The 15,990-nt window shown below is 66.7% G+C and carries 13 protein-coding genes; 10 read left to right on the top strand and 3 right to left on the bottom strand.

Features of this window, described 5'->3' with window-relative positions; translation table 11 throughout:
• The first annotated feature begins 128 nt into the window (after positions 1-128).
• The 4 genes from QE363_RS19455 to QE363_RS19470 are packed head-to-tail and all read left to right on the top strand — an operon-like array spanning position 129 to position 6,131.
• Entirely contained in the window at positions 129-890 is a 762-nt protein-coding gene (locus QE363_RS19455) for an ImuA family protein (protein ID WP_405053228.1), read from the top strand.
• On the top strand, positions 808-2,592 hold the full coding sequence (locus QE363_RS19460) for a DNA polymerase Y family protein (RefSeq protein ID WP_309697957.1): 1,785 nt from the start codon (positions 808-810) through the stop codon (positions 2,590-2,592). The genes QE363_RS19455 and QE363_RS19460 overlap by 83 nt, the downstream gene beginning before the upstream one ends.
• Entirely contained in the window at positions 2,592-5,867 is a 3,276-nt protein-coding gene (locus QE363_RS19465) for an error-prone DNA polymerase (RefSeq protein ID WP_309697959.1), read from the top strand. The genes QE363_RS19460 and QE363_RS19465 overlap by 1 nt, the downstream gene beginning before the upstream one ends.
• Before the next feature lie 6 nt (positions 5,868-5,873).
• Positions 5,874-6,131 carry a hypothetical protein gene (locus QE363_RS19470; RefSeq protein ID WP_309697963.1) on the top strand — a complete coding sequence of 86 codons (258 nt, stop codon included), beginning with the start codon at positions 5,874-5,876 and terminating at the stop codon, positions 6,129-6,131.
• A 117-nt stretch (positions 6,132-6,248) separates the two neighbouring features.
• Here the strand turns inward: QE363_RS19470 and QE363_RS19475 are convergent, their stop codons facing one another.
• The 3 genes from QE363_RS19475 to QE363_RS19485 are packed head-to-tail and all read right to left on the bottom strand — an operon-like array spanning position 6,249 to position 9,475.
• A complete protein-coding gene (locus QE363_RS19475; protein WP_309697965.1) occupies positions 6,249-6,638 on the bottom strand; it encodes a DUF4878 domain-containing protein in 390 nt (129 codons plus the stop codon).
• Positions 6,638-7,378 (bottom strand): hypothetical protein, encoded by a 741-nt coding sequence (locus QE363_RS19480; protein ID WP_309697967.1) that lies wholly within the window; start codon positions 7,376-7,378, stop codon positions 6,638-6,640. Before QE363_RS19480 ends, QE363_RS19475 begins: the two co-directional genes overlap by 1 nt.
• Before the next feature lie 27 nt (positions 7,379-7,405).
• Positions 7,406-9,475 (bottom strand): S8 family serine peptidase, encoded by a 2,070-nt coding sequence (locus tag QE363_RS19485; RefSeq protein ID WP_309697969.1) that lies wholly within the window; start codon positions 9,473-9,475, stop codon positions 7,406-7,408.
• 23 nt (positions 9,476-9,498) lie between these two features.
• Here QE363_RS19485 and QE363_RS19490 point away from each other — a divergent pair, with 23 nt between their 5' ends.
• The 6 genes from QE363_RS19490 (at position 9,499) to QE363_RS19515 (ending at position 15,787) form a co-directional block, all read left to right on the top strand.
• Entirely contained in the window at positions 9,499-9,738 is a 240-nt protein-coding gene (locus tag QE363_RS19490; protein ID WP_309697971.1) for a hypothetical protein, read from the top strand.
• Positions 9,739-10,350: 612 nt separating this feature from the next.
• Complete coding sequence (locus QE363_RS19495) at positions 10,351-11,004, top strand: hypothetical protein (protein WP_309697973.1); 654 nt, start codon at positions 10,351-10,353, stop codon at positions 11,002-11,004.
• 42 nt (positions 11,005-11,046) lie between these two features.
• Positions 11,047-11,700 carry a hypothetical protein gene (locus QE363_RS19500; protein WP_309697975.1) on the top strand — a complete coding sequence of 218 codons (654 nt, stop codon included), beginning with the start codon at positions 11,047-11,049 and terminating at the stop codon, positions 11,698-11,700.
• 46 nt (positions 11,701-11,746) lie between these two features.
• The gene (locus tag QE363_RS19505) at positions 11,747-12,604 is read left to right on the top strand and encodes a hypothetical protein (RefSeq protein WP_309697976.1); all 858 of its coding nucleotides are present in this window, start codon (positions 11,747-11,749) and stop codon (positions 12,602-12,604) included.
• A 133-nt stretch (positions 12,605-12,737) separates the two neighbouring features.
• The gene (locus QE363_RS19510) at positions 12,738-14,276 is read left to right on the top strand and encodes an AAA family ATPase (protein WP_309697978.1); all 1,539 of its coding nucleotides are present in this window, start codon (positions 12,738-12,740) and stop codon (positions 14,274-14,276) included.
• Positions 14,277-14,437: 161 nt separating this feature from the next.
• On the top strand, positions 14,438-15,787 hold the full coding sequence (locus QE363_RS19515; protein WP_309697980.1) for a hypothetical protein: 1,350 nt from the start codon (positions 14,438-14,440) through the stop codon (positions 15,785-15,787).
• Positions 15,788-15,990: the final 203 nt, after the last annotated feature.

The following is a 15,990-nucleotide window of genomic DNA, read 5'->3' on the forward strand; positions in this document are numbered from 1 at the left end:
TTGGCTGCCCCTTTTGCGGCCCTCTACCACGCCCCTGTCCCGTTCCGATTATCGATCCGCTTGCGCAACGCCTTGACCCGCCAGTGGAATCAACGGAACATATAGCGAACATATGAGTCGCAGCAATGATGTCTTCCACCGCCCCACCCATCGAAACACTGGCCCGCCTGCGGGGCGCCATAGGCGCTGTGCGAAGCGGTGAGGGTGCAGTCCTGCCTTTCGGCATCGAGGCGGTAGACACGCGATTGACGGGCGGCGGCCTGGCGCTCGGCGGTCTGCACGAGACGTCTTCGGCGACACCGACCCTTACAGATGATGCAGCTGCCACGCTGTTCGCGGTCGGGATTGCCGCGCGCGCAGCAGCGCTGAGCGGCCGCCGGGTGCTCTGGGCGCTCACCCGGTTCGACCTCTATGCGCCGGGTCTCGAACAGGCCGGGCTCAGCCCTGCAACGCTGTTCTTCGCCGAGGTACGTGAAGACAAGGACGTTCTGGCCGTCATGGAGGATGGCTTGCGTCATGGCGGGCTTGCAGCGGTCGTCGGCGAGGTAAAGCGCGCCGACATGGTTGCGACCCGGCGACTGCAGCTGGCGGCCATGACGGGAAATACCCCTGCCCTGCTCTCGCGTCGCTGGCGCCGACAGGGCACCTGCCCACTGACCGAGCTGTCGGCGGCCATGACACGGTGGCGGATCGCCTGCGCGCCTTCCGCGCCGCTCCTCGCCCCCGGGGTCGGCCGCGCGCGCTGGATGGTCGAGCTGGCACGCCAGCGCGGTGGCCCGGGCTTCACGATGGACTTGGAGGCATGCGATGACACGGGTCGCCTCGCTCTACCTGCCGCATCTCGCGATCGAGCGACTGCGACGGCTGGAGCGGCCGCGCGCGCTGCCTGAACCAAGGCCCGCGCCTATGCTTCCCATCGACGACGACCCCGGTGCCTGCTCGGTGCCGCGGGGCGGCGGCTGGCGTCCCGGTGCGCGCTGGGCGCAAGGCGCTGCGCGTGCAACGGTGGAGAAGCAGGTAGCGGCACTGCCGCTGCACCAGCGACCGCCGATGCGCGAGCTGGGTCGTCGGTCTGAGGCGGCGGACCATCCGTTCAGACACCCCAGCGCACCGGGTCAGCACAAGGCAGTATCAGGGCCAGCACCCGCGTTGAACCTCGTGCCGATGGTATTGGCTGAGCAGATCGGACAGCGACAGGTGATCTCCGCCGCTTGCCCGGCGGCGATGACGCTCGGACTGACCCCGGGCATGGCGGTGACGCAGGCGCGGGCGCTAATCCCGGATCTCGACATCCGCCCCGCCGACCGGGCGGCAGATATGGCGTTGCTGGCGGATCTGGCGCTGCATGCCGTGCGCCATTGGACACCGACCGCCGCGGTCAGCGGATCGGACGGGCTGTGGCTGGACCTGAGCGGCGTCGCGCATCTGCACGGGGGCGAGACCCGCTTCTGCCAACGACTGGTCCGGTTCTGCCGACGCTTCGGCCTGACCGCACGAGTCACGGTCGCCTCCACGCCGGGCGCAGCTCATGCGCTCGCCCGTTTCGGTCGCGATGCCATCCTGCTGGTTCCCGGCGGACAAGAGGCACAGGCGCTGGCTCCCTTACCTCCTGCCGCACTCCGCCTGACCCCGGAGGCAACAGCGGCGGCGAACCGGTTTGGGCTCGACCGGATCGCCGATCTCCTGCCGCTGCCACGCGGGCCGCTCGCCCGGCGGCTAGGCATGGCGAGTGTCCGCCGCCTCGACGACGCACTGGGGCGTGTCCCCGAACCGATCGTGCCGGTCGTGCCCGAGGAGACGCCGGTCGCAAAGCGCCGGCTGCTCGAGCCGATCGGCACCGCCGAGGCGATTGAGCAAGTGATCGCCGACCTGCTCGCCGACATGATGCTGCTGTTGCAGGCGCGCGGGCGCGGTGTGCGCACATTGGTGCTGCTGCTCGACCGGATCGACGGCAGCGAGCAGCGGCTCGCGATCGGCACCGCGCGCGCGACCCGCGATGTCGTGCATCTCGCCCGCCTCTTCCACCTGCGCATCGAGCGGATCGATCCGGGTGACGGGATAGAGACGATGCGCCTCGCCGCGACGCGGACCGATCCGCTGGGTGCTACCGCGGTGGCGGGTGACCTGACCGGCGAGGCGGCGGTGCCCGACGTCGCGACGCTTGTCGACCAGATCGCCGGCCGGGTCGGCGAGGCGGCGCTGTTCACCGCCGCGCCAGTCGAGAGCGACGTGCCCGAACGCGCGGTACGCCGCGCGCCGCCGCTCGCCGCGCCGACTGGCTGGCCGGCCTGGCGCCGGCCGGTACGGCTGCTCAGCCGGCCCGAGCCGCTGACCGGCGTGCTCGCCCTCCTCCCCGACGCACCGCCGCGCCGCTTCACCTGGCGCGGGCAGGTCCATGCGGTGGTGGCCGGAGATGGTCCGGAGCGCATTCACGGCGAATGGTGGCGGCGCGACGGCGAGGTCTGGGCGGTGCGCGACTATTTTCGGGTCGAGGACGACACCGGCGCACGCTTCTGGCTGTTCCGCCGCGGCGACGGGGTCGATGCCGCAACCGGTGATCTCAGCTGGTACCTCCACGGGCTATTCGGCTGATGGCTGCCCCCACCACGACCTATGTCGAGCTTCAGGTGACGAGCCATTTCTCGTTCCTGCGCGGCGCCTCCAGCCCCGACGAACTCTTCGCCGCAGCCGCGCTGCAAGGCCACACCGCGCTCGGAATCGTCGACCGGGGCAGTGTCGCCGGACTGGTGCGCGGGTGGGAGGCGCAGAAGGCCACTGCCGTGCGGATGATCGCAGGCGCGCGCGTCGATCTCGACGATGGGCGGGCGCTGCTGCTCTATCCAACCGACAAGAACGCCTGGTCGCGGCTCACCCGGCTACTGACGCTGGGCAAGTCGCGCGCGGGCAAGGGCGGCTGCACGCTCGGTTGGGCGGATGTGGTTGCCTGGAATGAGGGGTTGATTGCGATCCTGCTCCCGCACGAGGCCGACAAGATGACGGACCGCCATCTTGTCGATCTGCACAAGACATTCGGCGGGCGCGGCTATCTCGGCCTTGCCTTCCGGCGGCGGCCCGACGACGCGCTTCGCCTGCACCATCTATCGATGCAGGCGGCGGCTGCAGGGGTCGCGACCGTCGCCATCGGCGACATCCTGTACCATGCTCCGCAAGCGCGTCTGTTGCAGGACGTGGTCACCGCGATCCGCGAGAAATGCACCGTCGACACGCTCGGCTATGCCCGTGAGCGTCATGCCGATCGCCACCTCAAGTCGCCTGAGGAAATGGAGCGTCGCTTCGCCGCCTTCCCAGATGCGATCGCGGCCACCGCCGCGATCGCGCGCGCCTGCACCTTCGACCTCGGCGAACTCAGCTACCAATATCCGCAGGAGCGCGTGGTAGAAGGACTGACCGCGCAAGGCGCACTCGAACGGCTGACCGAGACGGCGGCGGCACGGATGTTCCCCGAGGGCCTGCCGCAAGCCTATCGCGACCAGATCGCACACGAGCTCAGGCTGATCGGCGAGCTGGGCTACGCTCCGTACTTCCTCACGGTGAACAGCATCGTCGCGGAGAGCCGCAGGCGCGGTATCCTCTGTCAGGGGCGCGGATCCGCCGCCAACAGCTGCGTCTGCTTTGTGCTCGGCATCACCAGCATCGACCCGATCAAGCATGAGCTGCTGTTCGAGCGCTTCGTCTCCGGAGAACGCCGCGAACCGCCCGACATCGACGTCGATTTCGAGCATGAACGGCGCGAGGAGATCATCCAGTGGATCTATGACACCTATGGGCGCAACCATGCCGCACTAACCGCGGTCGTCACCCGCTACCGCGCCCGCGGAGCGGTGCGTGAGGTCGGCAAGGCGCTGGGCCTGCCCGAGGATTTGACCAAGGCGCTTGCCGGCCTCATCTGGGGCTGGAGCCAGGAGGGCGTCGGCGAGAAACAGGTTACCCAGCTCGGCCTCAACATGGATGACCGGCGGCTGCGCCTGGCGCTAGAGCTGTCGCGCCAGCTGATCGGCGTACCGCGCCACCTGTCACAACATCCCGGCGGCTTCGTCCTCACCCATGACCGGCTTGACGATCTCGTCCCCATCGAGCCCGCCGCGATGGTCGACCGGCAGGTCATCGAATGGGACAAGGACGATATCGATGCGCTGAAGTTCATGAAAGTCGATGTGCTGGGCTTGGGCATGCTCGGCTGCATGAACCGCGCCTTCAACCTGCTGGAGGAAGCCAAGGGCGTGGCGGTCGGCATGGCCGACCTGCAGGACGACGATCCGAACGTCTATGCGATGATCCAAAAGGCCGACACGCTCGGCACCTTCCAGATCGAGTCCCGCGCGCAGATGAGCATGCTGCCGCGCATGAAGCCAGCGCGTTTCTACGACCTCGTTATCGAGGTCGCGATCGTGCGGCCAGGGCCGATCCAGGGCGACATGGTCCACCCGTACCTCCGCCGCCGCGAAGGGCGCGAGAAGCCGGACTATCCACGCCCCGAATTGCGCGCGGTGCTGGAAAAGACGCTCGGCGTGCCGCTCTTCCAGGAACAGGCGATGAAGGTCGCGATCGTCGGTGCAGGCTTCACTGCGGTCGAGGCCGACCAGCTCCGCCGCGCCATGGCGACGTTCAAGTTCACCGGCGGGGTCAGCCATTTCTACGACAAGCTGGTCGAGGGCATGGTCAGCCGAGGCTATCCTCGCGACTTCGCCGAGCGCACCTTCAAGCAGATCGAGGGCTTCGGCTCCTATGGCTTCCCGGAGAGCCACGCCGCCTCCTTCGCCAAAATCGCCTATGCCAGCTGCTGGATGAAGCACCATCATCCCGACGTGTTCTGCGCGGCGCTGCTCAACGCCCAGCCGATGGGCTTCTACGCGCCCGCCCAGGTCGTTCGCGACGCGCGCGAGCACGGCGTCGAGGTGCGGCCGGCCTGCATCAACGCCAGCCGCTGGGACTGTACGCTGGAGCCGACCGCCGGCCGCTATCTCGCGGTGCGGCTCGGTCTGCGTCAGGTGCGCGGCCTCGCCAACGCGCATGGTGCGGCGATCGTCGCGGCACGGGGGGACGCGCCCTTCCAGTCGGTCGAGGAGGTATGGCGGCGCGCCGGCGTCCCGAGGGCCGCGATCGAGCGACTGGCCGAAGCGGATGCCTTCCATGCGCTGGGCGAGGATCGCCGTCAGGGGTTATGGAAGGTGAAGGGCCTAGGCGAGGCCCCCCTGCCCCTGTTCGCCGCCGCCGATGCCCGCGAAGCCTCGTTCAGCCCGGAGGGGCTGGAGCCGGACGTATTCTTGCGCCCGCTGACCGAGGGCCGCGAGGTGGTGGAGGATTACCGCGCGCTACAATTGTCGCTGCGCGCGCACCCCCTCGCCTTCCTGCGGCAGGATCTCACCCGACGCGGCATCGTCTGCTGCGCCGACCTCGCCCACATCAAGGACGGCCGCCATGTCGAGGTCGCCGGGATCATCCTCGTCCGCCAGAAGCCCGGCAGCGCCAAGGGCGTGCTATTCATCACCATCGAGGACGAGACCGGCATCGCCAACGGCATCCTCTGGCCCGATCGGTTCGAGGCACAGCGCCGCACCGTCATGTCAGCGGCGATGATCGGGATGAGGGGCCGGGTGCAGCGCGAGGGGCTTGTCATCCATGTCATCTGCGACCGGATCATCGACCATGGCGGGCTGCTCGCCCAGGTCGGACAGATGGACTTCCCCCATGCGACCGGACGGGGCGATGGCGCGCGCCATGCCGGGTCACCCGACCGGGGCGATGCCGGCTGGCGACCGGGTCCGCGCGACAGCTACTGGCCACCGCACGCCAAGGGCCAAGACCCCGAACAGATGGTGCGGATCAAGTCCCGCGACTTTCATTGATCGGCCATGTCGCGCCATCAGCGGATCATCATAGACTTGTCGCTCCACATCCTGCGCGGGGCCGCCGCGCGGTCGGGCAAGGGCAAGGTTGACACCATCGAGGTGCGGCTCGCGCTTCGCTGCCTGATCGCACATTGCCCGGAGCGCTGGCCGTTAGACATGTTCTGGAACTCCGCCGGCACCGATCACGATATCGGTCGCGCGCAGGGATGCACCGCAGCGCTGAACGGCATTATCCGGCAGATCGGGAGCGATCCTCGCTAGGCGCTTGTCCAGCGCACCGAAGCCAGCACGCTGGACTGCCCCCAGCCAGCCATCCATTCTCGCATAGGCCGAGCATGGAACGTGGCGATTATCGGCTCGGAACGGGCGTGTGTAACCTCACATCGTGATGTACCACTTGCCGTCGACTTTTCGTACCTTGCCGGTGTCGGTCTGCGTCGACCCGTCGCCAAAGCGGGTGACGGTGGTCACCAGTGCGTGATCCGCATCCATTTGGTCGACCTTCTCGACCTCGACAGACGTCACGCCGCCCCGCTTCTGCGCGTTCGCGGCCTTGCCTTGCAGCATCGGCGTGATGAAAATTCCGGCGGTCGCCTTGATCTCCGGATCAATGCGTTCGAGCGCCTCGGCGGTCTGACCGCGCCCGGCCGCCTCCATCGCGGCACGGGCAGCATCACCCGGTCCCTGGCCGCAGGCGGTCAGCGCCAGAAGCGCGGCGGCTACGACCAGCGGACGGATGTGCATCGTCCGCTTCAGGTTCGCGCCCATCACAGCACCGGCTTCTTGGCACGAGCGGCGATGAAGGCGTCAGCGGCCTGCTCGACCAGTCGGCCGGGTTGCTGGGCCGAACCTTCAGGTGGCGCGATCTCGACAGTCCCGCCCCGCGGGCCAACATTCGCGCTGGCGCGGAAGCCACTGCCGTTCTTGCTCCAGCGTGCCGCGAATGTATCACCCGGCTGCTCTTCGCGCGCCGTGCCCCATTTTTCGACCAGCATGCGACGCCATTCGGCAACCGTCGTTCCTTGCGGCGCAAGGTACACGATCGACGACAGATGCGCCCCATCCGGCCAGACCAGCGTCTTCAATACATAGCGTCCGCCAGCATCGTCCTGAAGCGTGGCCTCGCCAAGCACGCCACGCCGTGTTTCCACACCCCCAACGCCGCCACTAATGTTGATGGCGCTGCGAACCTGACTTTCGAAATCGACGAAGCGCGTCACGCCCCGGCTCGTCAACTTTCGCGTCGCGATGACGGCGGAAATTTCCGCCTCGCTCATGCCGAGGCGAAAGCCGCCGAGATCGAAGGTGACCGGATCACCGGCAACGCTGCGATCGGCAGCGCGGGTCAGGCCGACGATCACCGGCGTGGCCGGCATGGTGATGGCAGGCTGTTTCGGCCCGTTGCCGAAGACGGATGGGATCTTGTCGAGTAGCTTGGTGATCGGTGCCCGCTGGGCGGCGGCGGGCACGGCGGCCAGCCCGATGACGAGTGCAATGGTCAAACGCATGAGTCTCTCCCTGTGATATCGATCGGATCAGAAGCCGGTGTGCCAGCCGACGAGCGCGGCGGCGGAGCCGTCGGTGACGTCGTGCATGACGCCGAGGCGGAGTGGCATGGCGGTGTGGGTGACGTAACCCGCGGTCAGCTGGACGCGGCGGGCTCCGGCGAGGCTGGCGCGGGTGACGCCGTACATGACCGAACGGCTGGCAAGGTCGTAGCCGGTGCCCAGGGTCAGCTCCGCCGCGCCCGCCTCAATGGCGAGCGGCTGCGCGATCCCGAGCGTCAGCAGGCCGCCGGGCATCGCGCCGGTTGCCTGCACGCCGATCCGGCTGCCGAGGATCGGGGTCGCGCCCGTCACCAGCGACGCAGCATCGATCTTGAGCCGGGTGATGCCCAGTGAACCATAGCCCTCCAGCGCCCAGCCATCGGCCACACCGATGCGGTGGTGGACCTCGACCATGACGGTGCGGGCGCCGCGTCCCAATCGCAGCGCACCGGCACCGGTCGGCATACCCATCAGCGTGCCATCCTCGTCGATGTAAGAGGCGCGCAGATCAGTGCTACCGCGGCTCCAGCCCAGCGTCATCGCCTGCGCGGCGCTCCCGCTGGCTCGCCCCGCCACAATGGTCAGCCCGAGCCGTCCGCCACCGACCGCCCGGTCGACGCCGAGGCTGGTCGCGGCCTGCGGGGCATAGGCGAGCACGCCATCGGCGAAGGGCGCCAGACCCATGACATCGGCCTGGAGCATGTCGGCACCGTTCCACGCCGCGTGCACCCCGGTCGTCCCGTCAGTGTAACCGAAGGTGCCCGCCGTCGCTTCGGCACGGACCTGATCCTGTCCTGGGCCGAAGCGGGTGCTGGTAAAGCCCATCGTCCCGCTGAAGCCGCCGAGTGACAAGCTCGCCTGTCGCCCCATCTGCTGGACCCGCCGCTCGATCCGGCGGTCGGCGATGACCTGCGGCTGGACGACGAGCGCGGCGACCGAACCCGCAAAGTCGCGGCCATAGGCGTCGAGCACTGTGACATGCGACAGCGCCGTCTGGATCGCAGCGGTGCCGACCGCCGTCGGCACCATCATCACCGACTTGGCAACGCTGGTCTGAGTGCTGCCGTTCGACAGCGTCGGATTGACCGGCGACAGCGCCGCCTTGAAGTCGACCAGACCCATGCCGAATACCTCGTCCGGTCCCGGCGCACCGATGTCCTTGGCGGTCTTCAGGATGACGTCGCCCGCCTGCTGACCGCTCAGCTGCGGCCACTTGGACAGGATGTCGGCGGCGAGGGCTGCGACCACGGGCGCCGCCGAACTGGTGCCGGAGAAGACACCGACCGTGCCATCGACCAGCGTGGTAACATTGGAGCCGACCGCGACGACGGTGCGATCCTTCATGGTCCCCGCCCGATTGGAATAGGCCTCAATTTCATACTGGTTCAGCGCCGGGCTGAGCGCGCCGACGAACAGCAGCGCCTTGCGATTGTCGGCGGTGATCCACTGGCTATTGTGGGGATCCGCAGCGCCGTAATTGCCGGTGGAGTTGACCAGCAGCCCGCCGGTTGCTGCCAGGCGCTCGGTTGCCGCGGTCCAGCTCGCGCTGCCACCGACGAGCGATGAACTGACGATCTTGATACCCTTGTCCGCTGCATAGCGGATGGCCTCGTCGGTGTGCCACAAGATTTCCCCTTGGGTCTTCTCGTCCCAGTCGGCGACCCGCAGCGCGACGATCGTCGCCGACGGGGCATAACCAACAGTCGCGTTGCCGTTGATGCGGGCGGCGATGATGTTGGCGACCGCCGTGCCGTGGTCCGACGCTGCGCTGCCCAGCTCGTTACGCTTGGTCCGGGTGCCGTCGGCGGCCACGATATAGCCGAAGTCCTTGGACAGCGTCTGGTCGATGCGGCCGTCGAGCTCGCCGTTCACGTTCATCACGCCATCGTCGACCACGGCGACGGTGACACCCTGACCGATGTGCCCGCTGTCGAGGGCGTAGAGCGCATTCATGAACTCGTTCGCACCGTAGTTGCGGCGGAACTCGGGCGTGTCGTTGACCGAGCGGATCGGCTGGCGATCCGATGGCGTGATGACATAGCCCGGCGGTGGCGGCACCGGCGTCGAATAGACCGGCGGCGTTGGCGTTGGCGTTGGCGTTGGTGTGGGAGCCGGTGTCGGTGTCGGTGTGGGAGCCGGTGTCGGCGTGGGTGAAGGCGTCGGAGACGGCGTTGGCGTTGGGCTCGGCGACGGCGTTGGCGACGGTGTCGGACTTGGCGATGGCGTCGGCGCGGGCGACGGTGTCGGTGTCGGTGATGGACTCGGCGTCGGCGTCGAGCCGCCAGCCGGCGGTGGCGTCGCTACGCTGCCCGAACTGCTGATCGCGCCGCCGCCCCCGCAGGCGGCGATCGTCAACGCCAGCATGCTGGCCGACGCTGCTCTGATCCCCCGTACTCCAACCATCGTCATCCCCCGATGGGGATGCGCGCCGGACAGCCGGCGGCACCCCGTGAAATGGCGGGGTGCCGGCCCTCTGGAGACCGGATGTTCGAAACCAGCACTGAAACTGGCGCGGGCGCCTTTAGCCGGGTGGCCTGGACATACGCGTCCGCCACCCGGTCACAAAGAGCTCTGCGACCGTGTTTGGTCTTGCGACCGGCTTTCAGTGCGGGGTTTCGACGCCCCGGTTCACGGACAAAATCCGCGAACCGCCTCAGGCTATAAGTCAAACCTTAACGAATTGCGACAGTCCGAAGGGGCACAGCCATGCCGCTGGCATGGAAAAGGGGCGCTGGTGGCGCTGATCCGTACGGACGGACGATGCGAAAGCTCTGAACGAAAGGAAAAAAAGAGTCGGCATCCGCCGGCTCGGCCCTCGGTCAGAATTTTCACCGTCGATCGGTCCTGCCGGTCATTCCCACCATCCGCGCGTCCTTACCCCAGCCGTTTCACGCAGCCTGGGGCCTATGGCGCGTGCCTGGAGCTCTCCGCCTATGCTTTCTTCACCTATCATTACGGCCCTGAGCGTCGCCCGGCTCGACGTCGGTCATCGCCTGGGCGTCGACCGCCAAATCCCCATCGGTGCTGCCATTCTGACCGCTGAACTGCGCGGTTCGGACATTCACTTTGCCCTCGGCAGCTGCGTCCTCCAGCCTTCCGATCCCGCTGAGTGGCTCCTGACCTGGCTTGACGAACAGCTGCTCCGCGATGGCGCAACGATCGCCGGATATGGCCTGGACGATGACGCCGCACTCCTCGACCACTTGCCGGGAGCCGAATGGTCGCCCTGCATCCGCGCGCTCGCGGGATGCGGTCAGCAATATGCTCTGAACCTGACCGCCAGCCATGACGACAAACGGCTGACCTTCGCGCAGGCCTGCGCGAACATGAACATTCTCCATGCCCAGGTCGATCGGGGCCGCCGCTTCGCCGACTGGCTGCGGTCGAACATCAGCGAGATCGAGGGGCAGGTGCAAGTCGATGCAATCGCCACCTTTCGGCTCGTCATACGGCGCTTCGCCGCGCTGAACCCGGTCGGACACAGCATCGCGGCCGTCCTCAGCGACCATCTCTCCGTCTGGCTCGGCGAAAGCGATCACGCCGCGGCGCAAGCGCACGTCGCGGACCTGCTGTCCGTAACCAACTGATCCCACACGGCCGCCATGCGGCCAATGCCCAAGGAAATGCCCATGTCTCTCGTCGACCTGTCGGTTGAGGAGCGCGGTTTCGCGCCCACATCGATCGCACTCGCCATTCGCACCATCGGGGCCTGTCCCGCCGCGCGCAACAGGCCGGATGCCCGCATCTTCTGCGGGATCGGCATGCTCACTGTCACGCCGGATCATGACGGCTACCGCTTCTCGACCGAGGCTCGCTGCCTCGGCGAAGGGGACACCGTCCTTGATCTGCTCGACTGGCTGGAGCCGCACGTCGCATCGCCCGGTGCCGTGGTCAGCTGGGACAATTTCGGCGCGGTGCCCTACCGTCTGCTCGCGCTGGCCGATCCGGCGCGCCATCCGCAGATCATCATGGCCGCCGCCGACACCGCGGGACGATGGCGGGCCCTGCCGCTCGGGTACACGTGGCACCTTCGTCAGGCACGCGCGCATCTCATGCCCTGCATGTGCCCGCCGCAGACGCCAGTTGACGAGTGCGCTGCAGAGATGCCGACCGTCCTGCTGCCGGATCCGGCGACCACTGCGGTCGAACTGATCGGTGAGGCGATCGCCGGATGGCGATGCTGGGCTCAAGGCTTCGGCGATTTCGACGACGCCGATCACCCTGCACAAGCAGCACTTCGGGCGCTGGACCGCTGGCGGGGCGAGCAGCCCACTGCTCTCTGAAGCCCACCCCCCTCATCCCGGACCTTCCTTCGATAGGAGAATTACCATGCATATCGATCCCGCTCGCCTCTGGAAGAGCGACACCCCTGCTTATGTCGTCGTGCTCGATGCGGAATGCCGCTACGATCATGAAGTCCATGGTCGCTATCTTGCGGCCGAACGCTTCTGCCCTGCCGACGTCGCCGACATCGAGCCGCGCGATCGCCGCTATGACCCGCGCGTGATACCGCGCTGGCCGTGCCAGAAGATCGTCGCCCTCTCCTGGCTCATCCTCACCGACGGTGACGACGGCTTGCGCCCGGTGCGAATGGAGACACGCGGGTGTCCCGAACTCGACGAGGCTGGCATCGTCGGTGCCTTTCTCGCCGACATGGCGCAACTGGGTCATGTCCAGATCGTGACCTGGGGCGGATTCCACTCCGATATGCCGCAGATCATGCTCGCCGCCGTCGCCGCGGGGCTGCGCCTGCCTCCTTCACTGGCAGGCCTGCATTCGCCATGGCGGCGCGAGGCGTCGGGACACCTCGACCTGATGAGCGAAATGTGTGGCGGCGCCAAATCCGCACACCTCGCCGAGGTCGCTGCCAAACTCGGCGTGCCCGCCAAGATCACATGCCGCCCGGATCAGGTCAGCAAGCTGATGGATCAGGGCAAATGGTCGTCGGTCAAGGCCGTGGCGGAGGGAGATGTCCTCTCGACCCTGATGCTCCTCATGCGCTGGCGGCATCTGCTGGGCGGAAGCGTGTCGACTCTGGAAGCGACGCAGCGGCTGACCAGCTTCGTCTCCGAACACCTGTCTCACCGTCCCTACGCCGCAGACTGGGAGCGCTACGGCGCCGAGGCGTTGCGCCAAGTTTTCACGCTTGAAGCCGCCAAGGTCGAAGAGCTGATCCCGTCACCCTGACGATCGCGCAAGAGGCCCTGCGCCCGCGTTAACCATCGCCCGCAATTTTTTCAGCGCGCACACTGGGACCAGGGCGGCTGATGCATTCAGCCGCCCATGGCCCATAAACATATATAAAGGCATTGTACGCTGAATGCTGAATTCCCGTCGCGCTCATCATGAGCACGACCCGCAACCGGGATTGGCCAGCATGTCCAAATCGAATGCCATACCAAGCGATCCGAAGCATTCGGATCGCCGACCCGCGTCGGCGCATGTTGCGCCGACGAGGCGCTGGGACTCCCAGCCCGAGACCGACAAATGGCTGGCCAGCCACCATTTCGAGGACGCGACCCCGACCATCCCCTTCCGGATCGACGGCTGGCTGGCGGCCCAGGGCGCCGCCGTCTGGTTCGGCGCGGGCTCGACCGGCAAGACGCAGCTTCTGCTCTGGATGGCGGCGATGATCGCGAGCCGCCCGGAGCACCGGGCCCCCACCTGGCTGGGCGGCAAGATCAACGGCACCGGCCATGTCCTGATCCTCACCGCCGAGGACGCCCGGCCGCAGATCGTCGGCCGTCTGCGCGACATCGTGCAAAACACGATGCACCAGAGTGCGGCCGTCGCGCACGAGACCTGCTCGCGCCTGCACGTCATGCCGTTCCTCAGCATGACCGAGGACGAGTTCGGCCACCCCAACGCCAGCCTGCTGCGCTTCGGCGACGACCGCGTCTGGCGACCCTCCGAGGTCATGGCCGAGGTTCGCCGCTACATCACCGAGTGGAACGCGCGGCACGACGATCCGGAGGACCGGATCGTCGGCGTCGTCATGGACTCCGCCACCAGCATGGCCGGGTTCGACGGCATGGAGGGCGAGGCCACCACCAACTTCTTCTTCTATCTCGGACGGCTATGCGAAGCACTCAGCGTCTTCTTCACGATCATCGGCCATGTCCCGAAGGCCGCTTTCGTCCCCAAGAAGGATCCGTGGGGGAGCGCCGCCTCCCGTCTGCGCGGTGTTGCCATGTGGACGACGGCACCGCGCATGGCGGTCGAGGTGCGCCTCCTTCAGGAGTGGCGCGAGAAGGGCCGCATCTATTACGAGGAGGAGGAGCTTCGCGACCTCTTCCCCGATATCGAGCGTAAGGACTTCCTCGTCATCTATGCCGCAAAGGCCAACTTGCTCGGGGTCTGCCGCGAACCACGCTACCTCATCCGCGACGCTCAGGGGGCATTTCGCGAGGTGAGCCTCCCTGCCCCCACCGATGACGAGGGCACTGGTGCTGGCGAACCGACGCCGCCGCAGTCTCAGGCCAAGCCGAAGTCCGGAGCCAAGCCGAAGACTTCACGCACTGCACCGTCTCGCGCTAACCGATCCCGACGTGTCGAGCAGGACTACACGCCGGGCACCGACCTCGTGATGCAGGTCATGGGCGTGACCTATCCTGACCTTGCCGATGGTCAGCGCGTCGCGGCCGACCGCGTCATGAAGACGCTCAAGGCCATGCATGCCGAGCAGCCCCTGCCCGCGCGGTCGCTGGTCGGCAGCGCCTCAGGCGGCGGCAAGACCGGCGCGCGTGCCGGCAGCATCGCCTGGCACTTTCAAAAACTTGAGGAGCGCGGCGTCCTCATCAAGCGCAATAGCCGACATTTCTATGTCGGCCAGACCGATGCATCCACCGACCAGCCATAGAGCATGCCGCGGCCATCAGGCCGCTCATCAGCCCTGACAGCGTCCTAGGCGAGCGTCACCCCTTCTCCTCTTTTTTTTCCCTCCTCAAAGTCGACCTGCAATCGATCGATTCTGAAGAAGATTGGCGAAAGCCAGAGAAAGGAAAAAAAGGAGTATTTAGAATGAAGACGTTCGCAACTGACCTGCTTGAAGTCACGCTGGTCGATAAGTTCGATGCTGCCTTGCGCTCGGTTGAACTGGAAAACGGAACATTGCTCGCCACTGTCTTGGCATCCGCGATCATGGTCGATCTACGATGCAGCGGGAGTGAGGATGGCGTCGATACAATCGACACTCTGGACGAAGACGCAATCAGGGAGCTCGGCGCCCTTCTGCTATTCGCCATTTACGGAGACGGCAGGCCATTCAGCCTTCCTCTCGGCACCGTCGTCCGGCCGTACGAACCGGGTTCGGTCGAGATCGGAGCGGAAGTCTGGGTGATCCAGACGGGCAAGCCGGGTCTGTCTCCGATGGAGACCGTCCGGTACGATGCCTATGGCCGTAACCTCGAGTTGCTACGTGAATTCATCAGCAAATGGGTTCAAGGTCGCCCGTGGCAATGTATCGGTCTGCCCTCGCCCTGCAACATCTCGGATTACGGTCCCGTAAATCTGCTCGCGTTCCCGCCCTTTCACGACGCTGGCGGCGTGGTATTGCAACGTGAGGTCAACAGCACCGGTGCGGCCTGCTTCGCCGCCGCCATGCCAGAGGACATCAAATTCCTGGCCTTGTCGATCGCTAACGACATGAGAGCCATGTGGCACCGTCGGCAGGACATAGCAGAACAAGCTCGCGCAGTGCGCCACATCGCCGAGAGCAAGATCTCGAGCGATGCGGTTGGCGTCGCGCTGCACGCGATCGCCATCGACCTTCACCGGCAACACACCGACAAGCACTTCGGCTTCTACGTCCACTATGACGCCATCGACGATGCATTCCGTCCCGGCGTGGTGCGAAACTTCATGCCCGCTCCCTTCGAGGGCGTGTATCCAAACCAGGGCGCCACCCACGAGATCGTCGGTCGCCGCGAAGCGCGCGACGTCGTGCGCGCACTTGGCGCAGACGGTGAGATCGACTCCTTCGCCGCTGCTGTCGTGCGCTACGCGCCAGAGGGTCAGGCGGAGGTACTTGCTCGTCTGGCGATCGACTATGACACGGTCGTGCTATTCGACACCCCGCTGGGGCCGGTCTATGCCACCCTGTACTGGCGCGACGGTTGCATCGAGGCTGAGATTTCGGCCCCTGGCCGGATCGTCAAACGCGGCGAGTTCCTCGAATGGTATGAAGAGGATTTCGACGCAGAGGACGCGCAGACGTTGCTCGGCCTCACGCCGTTCGATGTCCTGCCACTGCCCTTCGATGCCAGGTGCACCATCAAGCAGGCCACCCCGCTGCGTCCCGGCGTGAAGATGCAGCTCGACAGCAGCCGCTTACTCGTCAACTGCGCCACTGGGCGCATCTGGAAAGACTGATCGGTTGTGGGGCCGGTGCTCAGCGCACCGGTCCCAGATCCGTCGCTGACCAGCATCATTGTGGTCACTACGGCCGAGTTCGCAGGCGGGCCGCACTCTTGCCCTACCGGCACCGCCGCATTCGCGCGGCGCGATCGCTCTGCGCATCGACAGCGCTGCCACACACGTCCGGACCTCGAAGACAAGTCCGTTACCCGGCGCAT

Origin of the sequence: Sphingomonas sp. SORGH_AS_0870 (genome assembly GCF_031453175.1) — a bacterium.
Lineage (GTDB): Bacteria > Pseudomonadota > Alphaproteobacteria > Sphingomonadales > Sphingomonadaceae > Sphingomonas.

Bases quoted from the DNA above. Each gene is read 5' to 3' on its own strand.
- QE363_RS19455 (WP_405053228.1), top strand. From the start codon at position 129: ATGTCTTCCACCGCCCCACCCATCGAAACACTGGCCCGCCTGCGGGGC.
- QE363_RS19480 (WP_309697967.1), bottom strand. From the start codon at position 7,378: ATGCGTTTGACCATTGCACTCGTCATCGGGCTGGCCGCCGTGCCCGCC.
- QE363_RS19475 (WP_309697965.1), bottom strand. From the start codon at position 6,638: ATGGGCGCGAACCTGAAGCGGACGATGCACATCCGTCCGCTGGTCGTA.
- QE363_RS19505 (WP_309697976.1), top strand. From the start codon at position 11,747: ATGCATATCGATCCCGCTCGCCTCTGGAAGAGCGACACCCCTGCTTAT.
- QE363_RS19515 (WP_309697980.1), top strand. From the start codon at position 14,438: ATGAAGACGTTCGCAACTGACCTGCTTGAAGTCACGCTGGTCGATAAG.
- QE363_RS19500 (WP_309697975.1), top strand. From the start codon at position 11,047: ATGTCTCTCGTCGACCTGTCGGTTGAGGAGCGCGGTTTCGCGCCCACA.
- QE363_RS19470 (WP_309697963.1), top strand. From the start codon at position 5,874: ATGTCGCGCCATCAGCGGATCATCATAGACTTGTCGCTCCACATCCTG.
- QE363_RS19510 (WP_309697978.1), top strand. From the start codon at position 12,738: ATGCTGAATTCCCGTCGCGCTCATCATGAGCACGACCCGCAACCGGGA.
- QE363_RS19495 (WP_309697973.1), top strand. From the start codon at position 10,351: ATGCTTTCTTCACCTATCATTACGGCCCTGAGCGTCGCCCGGCTCGAC.
- QE363_RS19460 (WP_309697957.1), top strand. From the start codon at position 808: ATGACACGGGTCGCCTCGCTCTACCTGCCGCATCTCGCGATCGAGCGA.
- QE363_RS19465 (WP_309697959.1), top strand. From the start codon at position 2,592: ATGGCTGCCCCCACCACGACCTATGTCGAGCTTCAGGTGACGAGCCAT.